The 15,719-nt window shown below is 58.2% G+C and carries 13 protein-coding genes; 9 read left to right on the top strand and 4 right to left on the bottom strand.

The window, feature by feature from the left end; genetic code table 11:
- Positions 1–69: 69 nt before the first annotated feature.
- Positions 70–1,434 carry an ethanolamine permease gene (gene eat / locus P2R09_RS06900; RefSeq protein WP_275768347.1) on the bottom strand — a complete coding sequence of 455 codons (1,365 nt, stop codon included), beginning with the start codon at positions 1,432–1,434 and terminating at the stop codon, positions 70–72.
- Positions 1,435–1,684: 250 nt separating this feature from the next.
- On the opposite strand from eat, the gene P2R09_RS06895 reads away from it, so the two are divergent.
- Both P2R09_RS06895 and P2R09_RS06890 read left to right on the top strand, forming a co-directional pair.
- Entirely contained in the window at positions 1,685–2,689 is a 1,005-nt protein-coding gene (locus tag P2R09_RS06895; RefSeq protein ID WP_078804148.1) for a phosphotransferase, read from the top strand.
- Positions 2,690–2,850: 161 nt separating this feature from the next.
- Positions 2,851–3,918: an AraC family transcriptional regulator gene (locus tag P2R09_RS06890; protein WP_275768340.1), complete on the top strand. Its 1,068-nt coding sequence runs from the start codon at positions 2,851–2,853 to the stop codon at positions 3,916–3,918.
- On the opposite strand, the gene P2R09_RS06885 is transcribed toward P2R09_RS06890, so the two are convergent.
- Entirely contained in the window at positions 3,915–4,292 is a 378-nt protein-coding gene (locus P2R09_RS06885) for a cell envelope integrity TolA C-terminal domain-containing protein (RefSeq protein ID WP_275768338.1), read from the bottom strand. The two genes, P2R09_RS06890 and P2R09_RS06885, sit on opposite strands and share 4 nt — an antisense overlap.
- A gap of 168 nt (positions 4,293–4,460) precedes the next feature.
- Here P2R09_RS06885 and P2R09_RS06880 point away from each other — a divergent pair, with 168 nt between their 5' ends.
- The 3 genes from P2R09_RS06880 to P2R09_RS06870 are packed head-to-tail and all read left to right on the top strand — an operon-like array spanning position 4,461 to position 6,162.
- The gene (locus P2R09_RS06880) at positions 4,461–5,138 is read left to right on the top strand and encodes a CsgG/HfaB family protein (RefSeq protein ID WP_275768335.1); all 678 of its coding nucleotides are present in this window, start codon (positions 4,461–4,463) and stop codon (positions 5,136–5,138) included.
- A gap of 11 nt (positions 5,139–5,149) precedes the next feature.
- Entirely contained in the window at positions 5,150–5,509 is a 360-nt protein-coding gene (locus P2R09_RS06875; protein ID WP_275768332.1) for a DUF4810 domain-containing protein, read from the top strand.
- Positions 5,506–6,162 carry a DUF799 domain-containing protein gene (locus P2R09_RS06870; protein WP_275768329.1) on the top strand — a complete coding sequence of 219 codons (657 nt, stop codon included), beginning with the start codon at positions 5,506–5,508 and terminating at the stop codon, positions 6,160–6,162. The genes P2R09_RS06875 and P2R09_RS06870 overlap by 4 nt, the downstream gene beginning before the upstream one ends.
- A gap of 29 nt (positions 6,163–6,191) precedes the next feature.
- Here P2R09_RS06870 and P2R09_RS06865 read toward each other — a convergent pair whose 3' ends face one another.
- A complete protein-coding gene (locus P2R09_RS06865; protein ID WP_275768326.1) occupies positions 6,192–9,866 on the bottom strand; it encodes an AAA family ATPase in 3,675 nt (1,224 codons plus the stop codon).
- A complete protein-coding gene (sbcD, locus tag P2R09_RS06860; RefSeq protein ID WP_275768322.1) occupies positions 9,863–11,062 on the bottom strand; it encodes an exonuclease subunit SbcD in 1,200 nt (399 codons plus the stop codon). Before sbcD ends, P2R09_RS06865 begins: the two co-directional genes overlap by 4 nt.
- A 197-nt stretch (positions 11,063–11,259) precedes the next feature.
- Between sbcD and phoB the strand changes: the two genes are divergently transcribed.
- From phoB to P2R09_RS06840, 4 genes are all read left to right on the top strand, one after another.
- Positions 11,260–11,949, top strand: a complete 690-nt coding sequence (gene phoB, locus P2R09_RS06855; protein WP_003852491.1) for a phosphate response regulator transcription factor PhoB — start codon at positions 11,260–11,262, stop codon at positions 11,947–11,949.
- A 14-nt stretch (positions 11,950–11,963) separates the two neighbouring features.
- A complete protein-coding gene (gene phoR / locus P2R09_RS06850; protein WP_275768309.1) occupies positions 11,964–13,277 on the top strand; it encodes a phosphate regulon sensor histidine kinase PhoR in 1,314 nt (437 codons plus the stop codon).
- A 19-nt stretch (positions 13,278–13,296) separates the two neighbouring features.
- Positions 13,297–14,217: a PstS family phosphate ABC transporter substrate-binding protein gene (locus P2R09_RS06845; protein WP_275768306.1), complete on the top strand. Its 921-nt coding sequence runs from the start codon at positions 13,297–13,299 to the stop codon at positions 14,215–14,217.
- A 161-nt stretch (positions 14,218–14,378) separates the two neighbouring features.
- On the top strand, positions 14,379–15,485 hold the full coding sequence (locus P2R09_RS06840) for a cobalamin-independent methionine synthase II family protein (RefSeq protein WP_275768303.1): 1,107 nt from the start codon (positions 14,379–14,381) through the stop codon (positions 15,483–15,485).
- Positions 15,486–15,719: the final 234 nt, after the last annotated feature.

The following is a 15,719-nucleotide window of genomic DNA, read 5'->3' as shown; positions in this document are numbered from 1 at the left end:
GCTGACGTTCAGCGCCTGGATTTCAGGCGCTGAACGTAACCCACGGCGCGGCATCCTGCCGCGCCGCGTTTATTCGCCCACCAGCATCGTGTCCTGTGGCGCCCGGTCGCGCTGCGCTTTGGTGGCGAGGAAGTAAATATAGCCGACAAGCATGATGGCAAAGAACAGTGCGCCAATTACCGGATTAAACCACAGCATCGCCAGCAGACAGACCACCGACAGCAGCAGGGCGATGCCCGGAACAATCGGATAGCCCGGCGCGTGGAAACTGCGGGGCATTTCCGGCGCGCTGCGGCGGAGTTTAAACAGGCTCAGCATGCTCATGATGTACATCACAATCGCGCCAAACACCGCCATGGTGATCATCGCCGCCGTCAGCGTCATTCCCTGCAGATTAATCACGCCATCGCTGTAAATCGCCGCGATACCCAGTACACCACCGAGAATAATCGCCCGATGCGGGGTCTGGAAACGTGACAGTTTTGCCAGAGAAGGCGGCAGATAGCCCGCGCGTGCCAGAGCAAAAAACTGCCGTGAATAGCCGAGAATAATGCCGTGGAAGCTGGCAATCAGACCAAACAGGCCAATCCACACCAGCATATGCATCCAGTTAGAGTGTTCGCCGACAATCATTTTCATCGCCTGCGGCAGCGGATCGTTTATGTCTGAGAGTTTGCGCCAGTCGCCCGCGCCGCCTGCCATCAGCATCACGCCAATCGCCAGCACCACCAGCGTCAGAATCCCGCTGATGTAGGCGCGGGGAATGGTTCGTGTGGGATCTTTTGCCTCTTCGGCGGCCATCGCTGCACCTTCAATGGCAAGGAAGAACCAGATGGCGAAGGGAATGGCGGCGAAAATACCGGAGAAGGCGGGCATGCCGAAGGTATCGCTGCCTGCCCAGCCGTGCGCGGCAAAATTCGCCAGGCTAAAGCCGGGTGAGACCACGCCCATAAACACCAGCAGCTCAATGACAGCCAGCACGGTGACAACCAGTTCGAACATCGCCGCCAGTTTTACACCCAGAATATTCAGCGTCATAAACACCAGGTAAGCCCCGACCGCCGCAGTTTTTGGGTTGAGCTGGGGATACTGCACATTGAGATAAGCCCCAATCGCCATGGCGATCGCCGGTGGCGCAAAGACAAACTCAATCAGCGTCGCCAGACCGGCAATCAGTCCGCCGGTTTCGCCAAAGGCGCGACGACTGTAGGCAAACGGCCCGCCCGCATGAGGGATCGCAGTGGTCAGTTCGGTGAAGCTAAAGATAAAGCAGGTATAGAGCGTGGCGATCAGCGCGGTAGTGACCAGAAATCCCAGCGTGCCCGCCACAGCCCAGCCGTAACTCCAGCCGAAATATTCGCCTGAGATCACCAGGCCAACCGCAATCCCCCACAGATGCAGGGTGCCCAGCGTGGGCTTGAGTCTGTTTGTCATACTGTTATCCCCGTCGTTGTTGGTCGCACGCGGCGTTACACCGCCATTACGACTAAAGTAAGGTGATAATGCCGTTGCATTACTCACCACGACTTGACGCGGGCGCAGTGACTTCTGTCCTCCACGGTCAACTCACAGGCAACAACCGGGCCGGATGCACGCTGCGGTCAACTTTGTCTCTTCTGAGGTCAAGCAGCTCACCTTCTGGCAACGCATGCTGAGATAACGCAAGTGAAAAGGAGCCGGACTGATGAGCGCTAAACAATATGACAACCTGACTGATTCCCAACTCACCCTGATGGCGCAGCAGGCGCTGGCCTGCTATCCCGCCGCGTTGCAGGGAGATCTCAGCCTGCTGTGCCGCTCAGAGAATGCCACATTCCTGTTGCAGGCAGCAGGCCGGCGTTATGCGCTGCGGCTGCATCGCGGCGATTACCATCAAAAAGCGGACATTGTGAGTGAGCTGCTGTGGCTCGATGCGCTGCGTGAAACCGGCATTATGGTGCCGGAAGCGGTGCCGGACAAAGAGGGTGAAACCGTACTGACGCTGCGACTGCCGGATGGCGGTGAGCGCTACGTGGTGCTGTTTCACTGGATTGATGGCGAGATGCCAACCACCGACGTCGATCCCCGCGCTTTTCAGCAGCTGGGCAGGATTACCGCGCGGCTGCATCAGCACAGTAAACAGTGGCAGCCGCCTGCAGGTTTCCAGCGGATTATCTGGGATCACCACACCATGACGAGTAGCGAGAGTCACTGGGGACGCTGGCAGGATGCGCCCAATCTGAATCCCGCCGATCACGGCGTGGTCGAGCAGGCGATAAGTCAGGTGGGTGCGTCGATGGCGCAGTTTGGCAAAGGATCGGATCGTTATGGCCTGATCCACGCCGATCTGCGACTCACCAATCTGTTGCTGCACAAGGGTGAAACGCGGGTGATCGACTTCGATGACTGCGGACTTGGCTGGTATCTGCACGATCTGGCGGCGGCGATCAGTTTTGTTGAGCATCATCCGCGCGCGCCAGAGTGGATCGATCACTGGATTCGCGGTTACGAGCAGGTGGCGCATATCAGCGACGCGGAGATGGCCATGTTACCCGCGCTGCTGATCCAGCGTCGCATCCAGCTCACTGCATGGGTGGGATCCCATGCCGAGACTGAAATGGCGCACAGTCTGGGTCCGGAGTGGGCCAGCCATTCGGTTCGTCTTTGCCGCCGCTATCTGGACGGTCAGCAGCTGCCGGTTGGCGTCTGATGCACCAGCGGCGGGCGTGACTGCGCCGCCGCAGTGCCCGATGCGATGCCCGTGCGGAGCCTGACGCCCCCACAGGCGGCATGGCAGGCATCGGGGACCTGGTATGGAATTTGCTCTGATCATGTGACGGGTGATCCACCTGAATTCTGACAGAGGCGACCATGAATCCCATACTGATAAAGCCTGATGCCTTTGCGGCCTGTTCTGCAGCGGCGGGAGCAGGCAATCACGGCGTGCTGGCAGCGGCGGCGACCGGCTTAAGCGACTTTATTCATACCCAGGGCGGCGATGTTGATCGCATCTTCGGCATCAGCGGCATCGATCCCGAGCGCCTGGCCAGCCCGACGCTGAGTCTGGGACTGGTTAACTACTGTCGGGTACTGGAAGAGGCGGCGCGCCACTCTGGTTTTGATAACTTCGGTTTGCACTACGGCAGGCAGTTTAAACCGCAGTCATTAGGCCTGATTGGCTACATCGGCTTGTGCTCCGACACGCTGGAGCAGGCGCTGCACAATGTGGTCAATGCGTTTCCCTGGCATCAGCACGACACCTTAACCCGGCTGGTGGATAAGGGTGAGTGCTGGCGGCTCGACTATCAGGTGCGACATGGCGCAATCCTGTCGCGCCGTCAGGACGCCGAGCTGACGCTTGGCATGTTTATGAATCTGATCCGTCACGTGGCAGGCAGGCACTGGGCACCTCGTGAAGTTCACTTTGAACATCCGCGTCCTGGCCAGTGGCACGATCACTGTAAAGTGTTTGATGCGCCGGTCTGGTTCGATCAGCCGTTTAATTCGCTGGTGATCCCGAAGCGCGATCTGCTACGCGCAATGCCTGAAAGCGAGCCGATCCTGTTAATGGTGATGCAGGATGCGATCCGGCGGCTTAATCGTGGTACGTCACAGCAAAGCATGATTCAACAGGCGCGATCGCAGGTTAATTTATCGCTGATGCAGGGTGAGCCGGTGCTGGAAGAGGTGGCGGATAAACTCGGGCTGTCGAGCTGGTCACTGCAGCGGCGGCTGCGCGAAGAGGGCAGTAGCTTTACCGCGCTGGTGGATCAGGTGCGCTGCGAAATGGCGACGTATTATCTGCAGCAAAAGCAGCTGCCGATCTCAGAGATGGCGCTGCTGCTGGGCTATTCGGAAGTCAGTGCGTTCTCACGCGCGTTTCGCCGCTGGTTTGGCATCAGTCCGCGCCAGTGGCGTCAGGAAGGTCTGGCCAGCTAACCGCGCGGCGCAAAGCCGAACCACGCCGGCTGCCCGGGCTCCGGTGGCGGCGGCAGATCGCGGGTCTGCGCCACCAGCTGCCAGGCACGCAGGCAGAGCGCTTCATCACCCTGAGTCTGGGTCACCGCATAATGTCTGCTGTGCTCCTGCCACTCCATCCGTACCAGACATTGCTGGCCGGCATAACGTGCCGCATCCGTGAACTGCCTGTTGAGCACCGGCTGCATTTGATTAGTCCAGTGACAGGATTTGCTGTCCGGACCTTTCGCAGGCTGACAAAGATTTGCCACACTATCCTGTTGCTTTGTCACAGGTTGCTGACAGGCGCTGAGCGACACTGCAATAATCATCCCCAGCAATATTCTCATCTTCATATTAATTAAATTCATTTAACTGGCCAATTTTCCTTAAAGATCTTCCTGTCTGCTGCCGACAGTCTACAGACCGGCATCATGAATGCTATGGCATTACTCCGACTGTCGACAGAACCAGAATTTACCGCCCTGGCGCGGATTACATCTCTTTTACTTCATGGATTAGAAATGCAGAAAAATTATGCCTTTGCGGCACTCTCCCTGTTAATGGCGTCGCTGATCAGCGGCTGTGCCACCGAATCTTCCCGCGCTATTCAGGCCCCGCAGGTTCGCGCAGCCAGTCAGCCGGTTTACCAGGGCGTGCGCAGCCCGATTGCGGTAGGCCAGTTTGATAATCGCTCCTCCTACATGAACGGCATCTTCTCTGATGGCGTCGACAGGCTGGGCAATCAGTCGAAAACCATTCTGATTACCCATCTGCAGCAGACCAACCGTTTCAGCGTGCTGGATCGCAGCAACCTGAAAGAGCTGCAGCAGGAGTCGGGTTTCAAACGCAGCCAGCAGAATATCAAAGGCGCGAACTACATCATCACCGGCGATATCACCGAATTTGGCCGCAAAGAGGTGGGCGATCAGCAGCTGTGGGGCATTCTGGGCCGCGGCAAAACGCAGGTCGCCTATGCTAAAGTGAATCTGAATGTGGTGGATGTCACCACTTCAGAAGTGGTCTACAGCTCCCAGGGCGCAGGCGAGTACCAGCTTTCGGCGCGTGAAGTCATCGGCTTTGGCGGCACCAGCAGCTATGACTCAACGCTGAACGGCAAAGTTATGGATCTGGCGATTCGTGAAGCGGTCGATCGTTTAGTGGATGGAATCAACAACGGCGCATGGCGTCCGGCTAAATAAGGAAGCAGTAAATGAAGATGATGACACTGAGCAGCCTGCTGATTGCCGCAGCGCTGCTGGCCGGCTGTGCGCCAAAAGCGCCGAAGACGATCTACTACTGGGGCGATTATCAGCAGCAGGTCTACAGCTACTATCAGCCGGGCAGCGATCCGCTGAAGCAGATTGATGCGCTGAATCTGGATATCGAAAAAGCCCGTGCTGTTAACCAGCCGGTTGCGCCTGGCCTGCATGCCCAGCTGGGTCTGCTCTTTGCCAAAACCGGCAACACCAATAAAGCCTTTGAGCAGTTTGCCATCGAGAAGCAACTGTTTCCCGAATCGGCACCTTACATGGATTTTCTGATGAGTAAAAAACAAGGAGTGGTTCAGTGAAAAAACTGATTGCCCTGAGCGGCGCGCTGATGGTGTTGTTGCTGACCGGCTGTGCGCACCCGAAAAAACCTTATGATTACAGCGCGTTTCGTGCCAGCAAGCCCGCCTCAATTCTGGTGTTGCCTGCGGATAATAAATCACCGGATATCAACGCTGCTCACAGCCTGAACTCGCTGGTGACGCGTCCGCTGGCCGAAGCCGGTTACTACGTCTTCCCGGTGGCGGTTGTTGAAGAGACCTTTCAGCAGAATGGCGTGACCAGCGCCACTGACGCCCAGGCGGTCAGCGCGAAGCGTCTGAATGAGATTTTCCATGCCGACAGCGCGCTCTATATCTCGATCAGCGAATATGGCAGCAGCTATCGGGTCATTGACAGCGTGACGACCGTAACGGCCCAGGCACGGCTGGTGGATCTGCGCAGCGGCAAAGAGATCTGGCAGGGTAAGGCCACTGCCAGCGACAGTGAAGATAACAACAATAACAATGGCGGACTGGTGGGGATGCTGGTGAACGCGGCGATCAAACAGATTGCCAGCAACGTCACTGATAAAGCGCACACCGTGGCCGGACTGACCAGCAATCGACTGCTGTCCCAGAACGAGCAGGGCGGGTTACTTACCGGCCCACGCTACACGCTGGTTAGCGCCCGCTGATCAGACTCAGACGGGCGCGCTGGCGCCCGTTATCCCTGCGGCAGTTCCAGCTGGCTGTAGCCTAACCCATTCATCTTACGCACTTTAATCTGCACCGGAATACGCTCTTTCATCGCTTCCACGTGGCTGATCACCCCAATAGTTTTACCGCTGGCGTTAAGCGCGTCCAGCGCATCCAGCGCGGTATCCAGCGTCTGAGCATCCAGCGTGCCGAATCCCTCATCCAGAAACAGCGATTCGATACGCGTTTTATGACTGACCAGATCCGATAACGCCAGCGCCAGTGCCAGACTCACCAGAAAGCTCTCGCCTCCCGACAGCGTGCGGGTGTCGCGTGCCGCATCAGCCTGCCAGGTATCGACCACATCCAGCTCCAGCAAATCCTGCGCCCGGCGTTGCAGCAGATAGCGGCCATGCAACCGATCGAGCTGCCTGTTAGCGAGCGATACCAGATGATCCAGCGTTAAGCCCTGGGCGAAGCGCCGGAATTTATCGCCGGTCGCGGAACCGATCAGATCGTTGAGCCGGCTCCACTGCGCCAGCACCACACCATCCTGTTCAATCTGCGTCATCAGGCTCTGCTGACGGGCGCGAAGGCTGGCATCGCTGTGCAGCTGCTGCTGAACCTGGCCCTGCAGGCTGGCGTTGTCGCGCAGTGCCAGCCGTAACTGCTCAAGCTGCTGTGCCAGCGCTTCGGCGGATTCCGGCATCGCGTCAGGCTTCGCTTGCTGATGAACGCTGAGCCGCTGGCGCAGATCCGCCAGTCGCGCCTGCTGCTGCTGGCATTGCTGATCGAGCTGCTGCAGTTGCTGACGCAGTTTCAGCGCGGTCTGCTCATCCAATAGCGCCGCGCGCAGGCTGGCTTCATCCGCGAATCCGGCACTCTCCAGTGACTGCTGCAGTGCACTTTCTGCCTCTGTCAGTTTGCCGCTGAGCGTCTGACGCTGATTTTCCAGTCCCGACAGCTCACCCTGCAGGCGACTGACCTCAGCCTGCGCCTGCTGCAGGGCAGCGAGCTGCTGCGCCACCTGTTCATCAGACTGCTGAATACGGGCCTGCATCTGCTGACGGGCGAGGGTGACTTCGCGATCGCCAAACAGCGCCTGACGCTGCTGACGCATTTCACCTAACAGTGTCTGGTTCTGCTGTTGCTGCTGTTGACGGATGGCCAGTTGCTGCTGTTCCTGCTCTGCCTGCTGTTGCAGGGCGGTGAGCTGGGTTTCGCCTTTTAACAGTTGCGGCTGCAGGTTAGCGAGCAACTGCTCACTCTCCTGCCAGCGCTGCCAGCGCCTCTGCTGTTCCGCCAGCCACGTGTCGCGATCCGCAGCATCGGGAAGGGCAAGGTTGTGGGCGCTGAACTGTTGGGCTAAACGGGATTGCAATTGCGCCATGGCCTGCTGTTCCTGCTGCTTCCGCTGTTGCAGCGCATCCAGCGCCTGCTGCAGGCTGATCAGCGACTGCTGCGCCAGTTGCTCTGCCTGCAGATGTTGCTGCCAGGCCTGCAACTGCTGAAGATGGTGATCTTTCGCGGCCTGACGTGCCTGTTCGGCGGCTTCCTGTGCCTGTCGCTGTTGCTCAAGCTGGCTTTCGTGTTCGCTTTGCTGCTGCTGCCACGCGGCTAACGCTTCGCGGTCGGCAAGGGTGAAGGTAAGTGCCAGCTCACCGCTTAGTGCCTGCCATTGCTGCTCAAGCTGGTCAAGCTGACGCTGCATTTCCGCGATTTCGTCACGCAGAGTCTGCTGCTGAACGGCAGATTGTTTTAGCTGTTCGCTTTTTGCCGTTCCTGCTTCACGCAACGCCTCAGTTTGCTGCTGCAGCGCAGCCCGGCGTTGCTGGTTAGCACTCACTTCCAACGTGCTGTAGGTTTCAATGGCCGGATGGGTGCAGGAGCCGCACAGCGGGCACGGCTGATCGGGGGTGAGCCGGGCGCGGTAATCGCTGAGATCGATAATCTGCTGCTCCAGCGCACAAATTTTTTCAACGTCATCCAGCTGCTGTTTTTCGCGTTTCCACGTTTCACGCAGGGTCTGAAGTTCCGCTTCACTCTGCTGATGCCCTTTTTCAAGCGCGGTGAGACGCTGCTGGCGCTGACCCAGTTGCTGATACAGTGGCTGCCACTGCATGGAGAGCAGCAACAGTTGCTGACGGGCCGGACGGCTGGTCTGCAACTGGCTTAATGCCTGCCGCAGTGCAGCGGGCGGATGCTGTTCATGAAGCGAAGTGAGTGCCTGCTCCGCCTGCAACAACGCCTGTTGCGCCTGTTGCTCCGCCTGCTGGCGCGGCAGGGCCTGCTGTGCCTGATGTTGCTGTTTCGCCTGCTGGGCGTCGATCTGTTTTTGTTGCTGTTCGCACTGCTGCTGCAGTTCGGCCAGCGTCGCCTCACGCTGTGCCAGCAGGGCAAAGTTCTCCTGCCATACCGGCAGTGAAGCGCCCCAATGCGCCAGATCGGCAAGCTGCTCACGTAACTGATGCTGTTCAGTCATCGCCTGCTGCACTGACGTGACCTGACGCTTCTGCTCCGCCAGTCTGTTCTGCGTCTGGTCAGCCTGCTGTTGCTGGCGGGCATTTTCCTGTTGTTGCTCTGCAAAGTGCTGCTGCAGCGTCGTGATTCGCTGATCCAGCGGCAATACCTGTTCCGTCAGCAGGTTCTCCTGCTGCTGCTGTTCCTGAAGCGCCTGCTGGCGGGCCGTCTGAGCAGCAGTGTAATTTTGCTGATGCTGCTGCTGTTGATTCTGCGCCTGCTGCGCCGATGCGGTCAGTTGCTGGCAGTGGCTCTCGATCTGCTGCTGTTCGGTGCGTAATGCATCGCGCTGCTGCAGTTTTATCCGCAGCTTTTCAGCCGGTTCGCTGCGAGCCAGCCGCTGGCGGTCCGTCTCTGCCGCCTGGGATGCGGACTGGGCCTGCTGCAACGCGGCATCAGCCTGCTCACTCTCCTGCTGTAACTGCTGCGCCTGCTGTTGCCACTGCTGCTGCTGCTGCGCCCGTTGATAGTGCGCGCTGAGCCGCTGTTCCGCGTCGGTCAGATCGGTAAGCTGCTGTTGCAGGGCGTCACGTGCGTCACTATCCAGCAGTGCCATCGCACCCGCCTGACTGCGCAGCATATCCAGCTGCGTTTTCGCCTCTTTGTGACGTTCGTAGATAGCGGCGGAGATCAGGCCGTAAATTTCTGTGCCGGTCAGCTCCTCCAGCAGTTCGGCACGCTCACTGGCTTTAGCGTTGAGGAAGGCGGCAAACTGGCCCTGCGACAGCATCATTGAGCGGGTAAAACGTTCGAAATCAAGCCCGGAGAGGGTTTCGATCATCTTCAGCTTGTCACCGACTTTATCGGCAACAATGGTGTTGTCGGCGCAGCGCGCCAGCTCAACGCGCGGGGCCTGCAGCTTACCGTCGGCGGTACCGCGCGCACGGTTCTGGCTCCAGAAGGCGCGCCAGGCTTCGCCTTTGATCTCAAACTCTACTTCAGCCAGACATTCGGCACAGTCGCGCGTCATCAGCGCATTCTGGCTCTGGGAAATCGCGCCCAGGCGTGGCGTCTGGTGATAGAGCGCCAGACAAATGGCGTCCAGCAGGGTGGTTTTACCCGCGCCGGTCGCGCCGGTTATGGCGAACAGGCCATTACTGGCAAAAGGCTCGGCGCGGAAGTCGATAAACCATTCACCGCGCAGAGCATTGAGGTTTTTAAACCGTAGCGTGAGGATCTTCATTGGGTCTCTTCCATGGCGGCCAGCGTCTGGCGGAACAGGGTGGTCATCTCGTCGATTTGCGCAGGTTGCAGCTCCTCATCCAGCGCGAGCCGGCGGGCAAAGACCTCTTCCACTTTCAGCTCACTCAGGGTTTCGTTGTCGAGCCGCGCCAGGCTCTGCTGCCGCTGCTCGCGGCTGCGGCGCAGCAGCAGGACTTCAACCGGCAGCGTGGCGGTCAGGGTTTCGACCTGATGCTGCAGATCGCTCAGGTACTCCTGCGTGGTGACTTCGATGTCGAGCCAGGTCGGCTTCTCCTGCTCAGCCGTGCTGAAAGCGTGTAACTGTTCCGCAATCTGTGCCAGCGATCCTTTCAGCACCTGCATCGGCTGCGCCTGCGGCACCACCAGTGGCGTAACGGATTGCAGGCCGCTTGCCGCAAGCTCCAGCAGAAAGACGCTTTTTTCGCTGCCCAGCTCATCAAAACTCAGCGGAATGGGCGAGCCGCTGTAGCGGATATGCTCGCTGCCCGCCACGCGCTGGGCGCGATGAATATGGCCCAGTGCAATGTAGTCAGCGGCCGGAAAGGCACTGGCGGGGAAGGCATCAAGCGTACCGATGTAGATGTCACGCACCGAATCGCTCTGGCTGACCCCGACGGTGGTGAGATGTCCGGTAGCGATAATCGGCAATGCATGACCCAGCGCCTGAGCGGCGGCGAAGCGTTGCTGATAGTGATGGGCAATCGCCTCCAGCAGCGAGGTCTGTTTATCGCGCCCTGACTGACCCGCCCGGCTGCGCAGAATATCGCGCGGTCGTAAAAAGGGAATGGCACAGAGCAGTGCACCTGGTTCGCCCTGGCGGGTGTTCAGCAGCAACACATCATTCTGCTCCTGGGGGGTAGCGATTACCCGGGTGTTGAGACAGGCGAGCAGTTCGCGCGACTCATTCAGCGTCGCCACGGAATCATGGTTGCCCGCCAGCACAATCAGCTGACAACCGGTGGGCTGCAGCGCCACCACAAAGCGGTTAAACATCTCGCGGGCGTAGCTGGGCGGCGTGCCGGTATCAAACAGATCGCCTGCAATAATCAACGCATCCACCTGATGCTGTTCAATCTGGATCAACAGCCAGTCGAGAAACGCCTGATGTTCGGCTGCCCGACTTTTGTTGTAAAAGAACTGCCCCAGATGCCAGTCCGCAGTATGAATGATGCGCATGATGAGTCCCTGCCGTTGTGATTCGCCCGGCGATTATACTGGCTCTGCGGCCAAAGCGAAAAATTGTCGCTGCGCTGTCATAAATGATTACCAACGGCGTTACAGGCAGGTTATGTTTTTCATAAAAGTGTCACAAATCTGACGCATAATGGCGCCGCGAATCTCAGTGACAGCCGTCATAATCAGCAGGAGTAATAATGGCTAAGCGCATTTTGGTTGTGGAGGATGAAGCCCCCATCCGTGAAATGTTGTGTTTTGTTCTGGAGCAGAACGACTATCAGCCAATTGAGGCGGAAGATTATGACAGTGCCGTGGGCAAGCTGATTGAACCCTGGCCCGATCTGATTTTACTGGACTGGATGTTACCCGGTGGCAGCGGTATTCAGTTTATCAAGCATCTGAAACGCGAGGCGATGACCCGCGATATTCCGGTGATGATGCTCACCGCGCGCGGCGAAGAGGAAGATCGGGTGCGTGGCCTGGAAGTGGGCGCCGATGATTACATTACCAAGCCCTTTTCACCCAAAGAGCTGATGGCGCGAATTAAAGCGGTGATGCGCCGTATTTCACCGATGGCGGTGGAAGAGGTGATTGAGATGCAGGGACTGAGTCTGGATCCTTCTTCACATCGCGTGATGTCCGAAACCACGCCGCTGGAGATGGGCCCGACCGAATATAAGCTGCTGCACTTCTTTATGACTCACCCGGAACGCGTGTACAGCCGCGAACAGCTTCTGAACCACGTCTGGGGCACCAATGTGTATGTGGAAGATCGCACTGTTGATGTTCACATCCGCCGTTTACGTAAAGCGCTGGAAGTCTCCGGCCACGACCGCATGGTACAAACCGTCCGTGGAACAGGGTATCGTTTCTCTGCCCGCTATTAAACGGAGCCTTTACCGTGCTGGAACGCCTCTCCTGGAAGAGATTACTGACAGAACTGCTGCTGGCCTGTCTGCCTGCGGTGCTGCTGGGCCTGCTGTTTGGCGGTTTGCCCTGGTGGTTGCTGCTGAGCGTGGTCATGGTGCTGTTATGGCATTTCCACAATCTGATGCGGCTGTCGCACTGGCTGTGGCTCGACCGCACCATGACGCCACCCGCCGGGCGTGCCAGCTGGGAACCGCTGTTTTATGGTCTTTACCAGATGCAACTGCGCAACCGGCGGCGGCGACGTGAACTCGGTAATCTGATCAAACGTTTCCGCAGCGGTGCCGAGTCGCTGCCGGATGCGGTGATCCTGACCACGGAAGAGGGCACTATTTTCTGGTGTAACGGTCTGGCGCAGCAGCACCTGGGTCTGCGCTGGCCGGAAGATAATGGCCAGAACATCCTCAATCTGCTGCGTTATCCGGAGTTCTCACGCTATCTGCGCCAGCGCGATTTTGACAAGCCCCTGACGCTGGTGCTGAACAACAAACTTCACATGGAATTCCGCGTTATGCCCTACAGCGAGGGGCAGTGGCTGCTGGTGGCGCGTGATGTGACGCAGATGCATCAGCTGGAAGGGGCGCGCCGCAACTTCTTTGCCAACGTCAGTCATGAGTTACGTACGCCGCTCACGGTGCTGCAGGGCTATCTGGAGATGATGAACGACTCGGTGATGAGCGAGCCTTCGCGCAGTAAAGCGCTGCACACGATGTCGGAGCAGACGCGCCGTATGGACAGCCTGGTCAAACAGCTGCTGACGCTGTCGCGCATTGAAGCCGCGCCTGCCATCGATCTGAAAGAGAAGGTTGATGTGCCGGTCATGCTGAAACTGCTGCAGCATGAGGCGGCGACGCTAAGTGGCGGTCGTCACGATATTCATTTCCATACCGATCCCCATCTGAAAGTGTTCGGCAACGATGAACAGCTTCGCAGTGCGATCTCCAATCTGGTTTATAACGCGGTAAATCACACCCCGGATGGCACGCGGATTGATATCAGCTGGCTGCGCGGCAAACAGGGCGCCACCTTCCGGGTGTGTGACAACGGGCCGGGTATTGCTTCAGAACATATTCCCCGTCTGACCGAGCGTTTCTACCGCGTCGATAAAGCGCGTTCACGCGCCACTGGTGGCAGCGGGCTGGGTCTGGCGATTGTGAAACATGCGCTGAGTCACCACAATGCGCGGCTCGACATCACCAGCGTGCCGCACAAAGAGACCTGTTTTACGTTTACGCTGCCCGCGAGGTTGATTGTCAGCAGCGTGATGCAGGAGAATGCCGTTCATTAATGGCTGCCGGATCTTCCTGATGCGCATTCTTCTTTTATTGATTGTTACGCTGCTGCCGGGCCTGGCGCTGGCCCAGCACGGCACGCTCTCCGGCAATCTCAGCAGTGTCGGCTCAGATACGCTTGGCTATCTTATGACCCTGTGGGGCGAGGATTTTAGTCGGCAGGCGCCGGGCGTCAATGTGCAGGTTCAGGCCTCCGGTTCTTCAACCGCGCCGACCGCGCTGGCAGCAGGTGCCGCACAGCTCGGTCCGATGAGCCGCCCGATGCAGGCCGATGAGCGGCAGGCCTTTGAGGCGCGCTACGGCTATCCGCCGCTGGCGGTGCCGGTGGCGATGGATGCGCTGGTGGTGGTAGTGAATCAGCGTAACCCGCTGCAGCAGATTGAACCGCGTCAGCTCGACGCCATCTTCTCCGTTACCCGTCTGTGTGGCGCACACAGTGTGCCGCTGCGCTGGGGCGATCTCGGTTTAACCGGCGCGCAATGGAACAAACGCCCCATTCAGCGTTATGGACGTAATTCCGCCTCCGGCACCTGGGGTTTCTTCAAACAGCAGGTGCTCTGCAAAGGCGATTTCCGCAGCGACGTAGCGGAGTTTCCTGGCTCGGCCGCGGTGGTTCAGGCGGTGGCCAGTAATTCGCGCAGCATCGGCTACGCCAGTTTTGGCTTTCATCTCAGCGGCGTAAAAATGCTGGCGGTGACGAATGATCAGGGCCAGGCGATTGCGCCGGATGCCGATGCTATTCGTAGCGGCCGTTATCCCTGGGCGCGTCCACTCTATCTCTATGTTAATAAAGCACCCGGTAAACCACTGCCGCCGCTGGTGGCGGCATTTCTGCAGCAGGTTCTTTCACCACAAGGACAGCGGCGAGTCAGCGAAGCGGGCTATCTGCCGCTCTCAGACAGCCAGATGGCAGAGGCGCGCGCCGCCCTGCGTTAATCCCGGTTGAATTTTTTTCATGATCGCTGAATTTTCTTCAGTTGCAGATGAATGCCACTCATGACACTCTGCTTTCAGACATGTAGCCATCCAGATGGCTATTTATTTCAGAGAGCAATGATTTCCTGTCGTTATTACCGGCAGGAGAGACAGGAGTGATCATGCAGAGAGAAACCGCCCCGTTCCGTGCCGACACCGTTGGCAGTTTTCTGCGTCCCGCTGCGATTAAGCAGGCGCGTGAAGCGTTTGCTGCCGGAGAGATTGATGCGGCGGCCCTGCAGCAGGTCGAAGATGAGGCGATTCGCGATGTGGTAGCGAAGCAACGTGAAAATGGCCTGAAGGTGGTCACCGATGGCGAGTTTCGTCGCGGCTGGTGGCACTTCGACTTCTTCTCTGGCCTGAATGGCGTTGAGCGCTATGAAGCGGAACAGGGCATCCAGTTTAATGGCGTGCAGACCAAAGCGCATGGCGTGAAAGTGGTGAGCAAACTCGGTTTCCCGGCGGATCATCCGATGCTGGCGCATTTTCGTTTCCTGCAGAGTATTGCCGGGGATGCGGTGCCAAAAATGACCATTCCCAGCCCCAGCGTTTTACACTTCCGCGGTGGCCGCAAAGTGATTGATGCAGAGGTCTATCCCGATCTGGCGGACTACTTCGAGGATCTGGCGCAGACCTACAAAGCGGCGATTCAGGCCTTTTATGATGCGGGCTGCCGCTATCTGCAGCTGGATGACACCGTCTGGGCTTATCTCTGCTCTGAAGATCAGAAGCGCGATATCCGCGAACGCGGCGACGATCCGGATCAGCTGGCACAGATTTACGCTCAGGTACTGAATAAAGCGCTGGAGGATAAACCTGCCGATCTGACGGTGGGTCTGCATGTCTGCCGCGGGAACTTCCGCTCTACCTGGATCTCAGAGGGGGGCTACGGGCCGGTGGCAGAAATCCTGTTCGGCAGCGTCAACGTGGATGCGTTCTTCCTGGAGTATGACAATGCCCGGTCCGGCGGCTTTGAGCCACTGCGTTACATTAAACCGGGTCATCAGCAAGTGGTGCTGGGTTTAATCACCACTAAGGTGGGTGAACTGGAAGACCCGGCGCAGGTGAAAATCCGGCTGGAAGAGGCGGCGCAGTACGTCAGCCTGGATCAGATTTGCCTCAGCCCGCAATGCGGTTTCGCCTCAACTGAAGAGGGCAACAGCCTGAGTGAAGCGCAGCAGTGGCAGAAAATTCGTTTGGTGGTGGATATCGCGAATCAGGTCTGGTAGTGCTGTAACGTTGTGCAGACAGGCGCGTAAAACGCGCCTTTTGTGTATCTGAAACCCCGTTTATGCGGGGATTTCTCACGCTCTGTCTATTATTTAGGCACATCATCTTGTGTCCCTGCAGCAAAAATTAACGCTATCCACTGCCTTTGGGAAAAATGGTGGTATAACCTTCTGGTTTTCCGATCCCGTATTGCCTTTCACCGCTATAAACGTTTTACTTAGCGCCGTTGTCGA

The organism is Pantoea sp. Cr_R13, from assembly GCF_029222565.1.
GTDB lineage: Bacteria > Pseudomonadota > Gammaproteobacteria > Enterobacterales > Enterobacteriaceae > Pantoea > Pantoea eucalypti.
The sequence above is the reverse complement of the archived record's forward strand: the minus strand, read 5'-3'. Positions and strand labels throughout refer to the sequence as shown.

Coding starts and splice junctions, on each gene's coding strand:
- eat (WP_275768347.1), bottom strand. CDS start 1,434: ATGACAAACAGACTCAAGCCCACGCTGGGCACCCTGCATCTGTGGGGG.
- P2R09_RS06895 (WP_078804148.1), top strand. CDS start 1,685: ATGAGCGCTAAACAATATGACAACCTGACTGATTCCCAACTCACCCTG.
- P2R09_RS06890 (WP_275768340.1), top strand. CDS start 2,851: ATGAATCCCATACTGATAAAGCCTGATGCCTTTGCGGCCTGTTCTGCA.
- P2R09_RS06885 (WP_275768338.1), bottom strand. CDS start 4,292: ATGAAGATGAGAATATTGCTGGGGATGATTATTGCAGTGTCGCTCAGC.
- P2R09_RS06880 (WP_275768335.1), top strand. CDS start 4,461: ATGCAGAAAAATTATGCCTTTGCGGCACTCTCCCTGTTAATGGCGTCG.
- P2R09_RS06875 (WP_275768332.1), top strand. CDS start 5,150: ATGAAGATGATGACACTGAGCAGCCTGCTGATTGCCGCAGCGCTGCTG.
- P2R09_RS06865 (WP_275768326.1), bottom strand. CDS start 9,866: ATGAAGATCCTCACGCTACGGTTTAAAAACCTCAATGCTCTGCGCGGT.
- sbcD (WP_275768322.1), bottom strand. CDS start 11,062: ATGCGCATCATTCATACTGCGGACTGGCATCTGGGGCAGTTCTTTTAC.
- phoB (WP_003852491.1), top strand. CDS start 11,260: ATGGCTAAGCGCATTTTGGTTGTGGAGGATGAAGCCCCCATCCGTGAA.
- P2R09_RS06845 (WP_275768306.1), top strand. CDS start 13,297: ATGCGCATTCTTCTTTTATTGATTGTTACGCTGCTGCCGGGCCTGGCG.
- P2R09_RS06840 (WP_275768303.1), top strand. CDS start 14,379: ATGCAGAGAGAAACCGCCCCGTTCCGTGCCGACACCGTTGGCAGTTTT.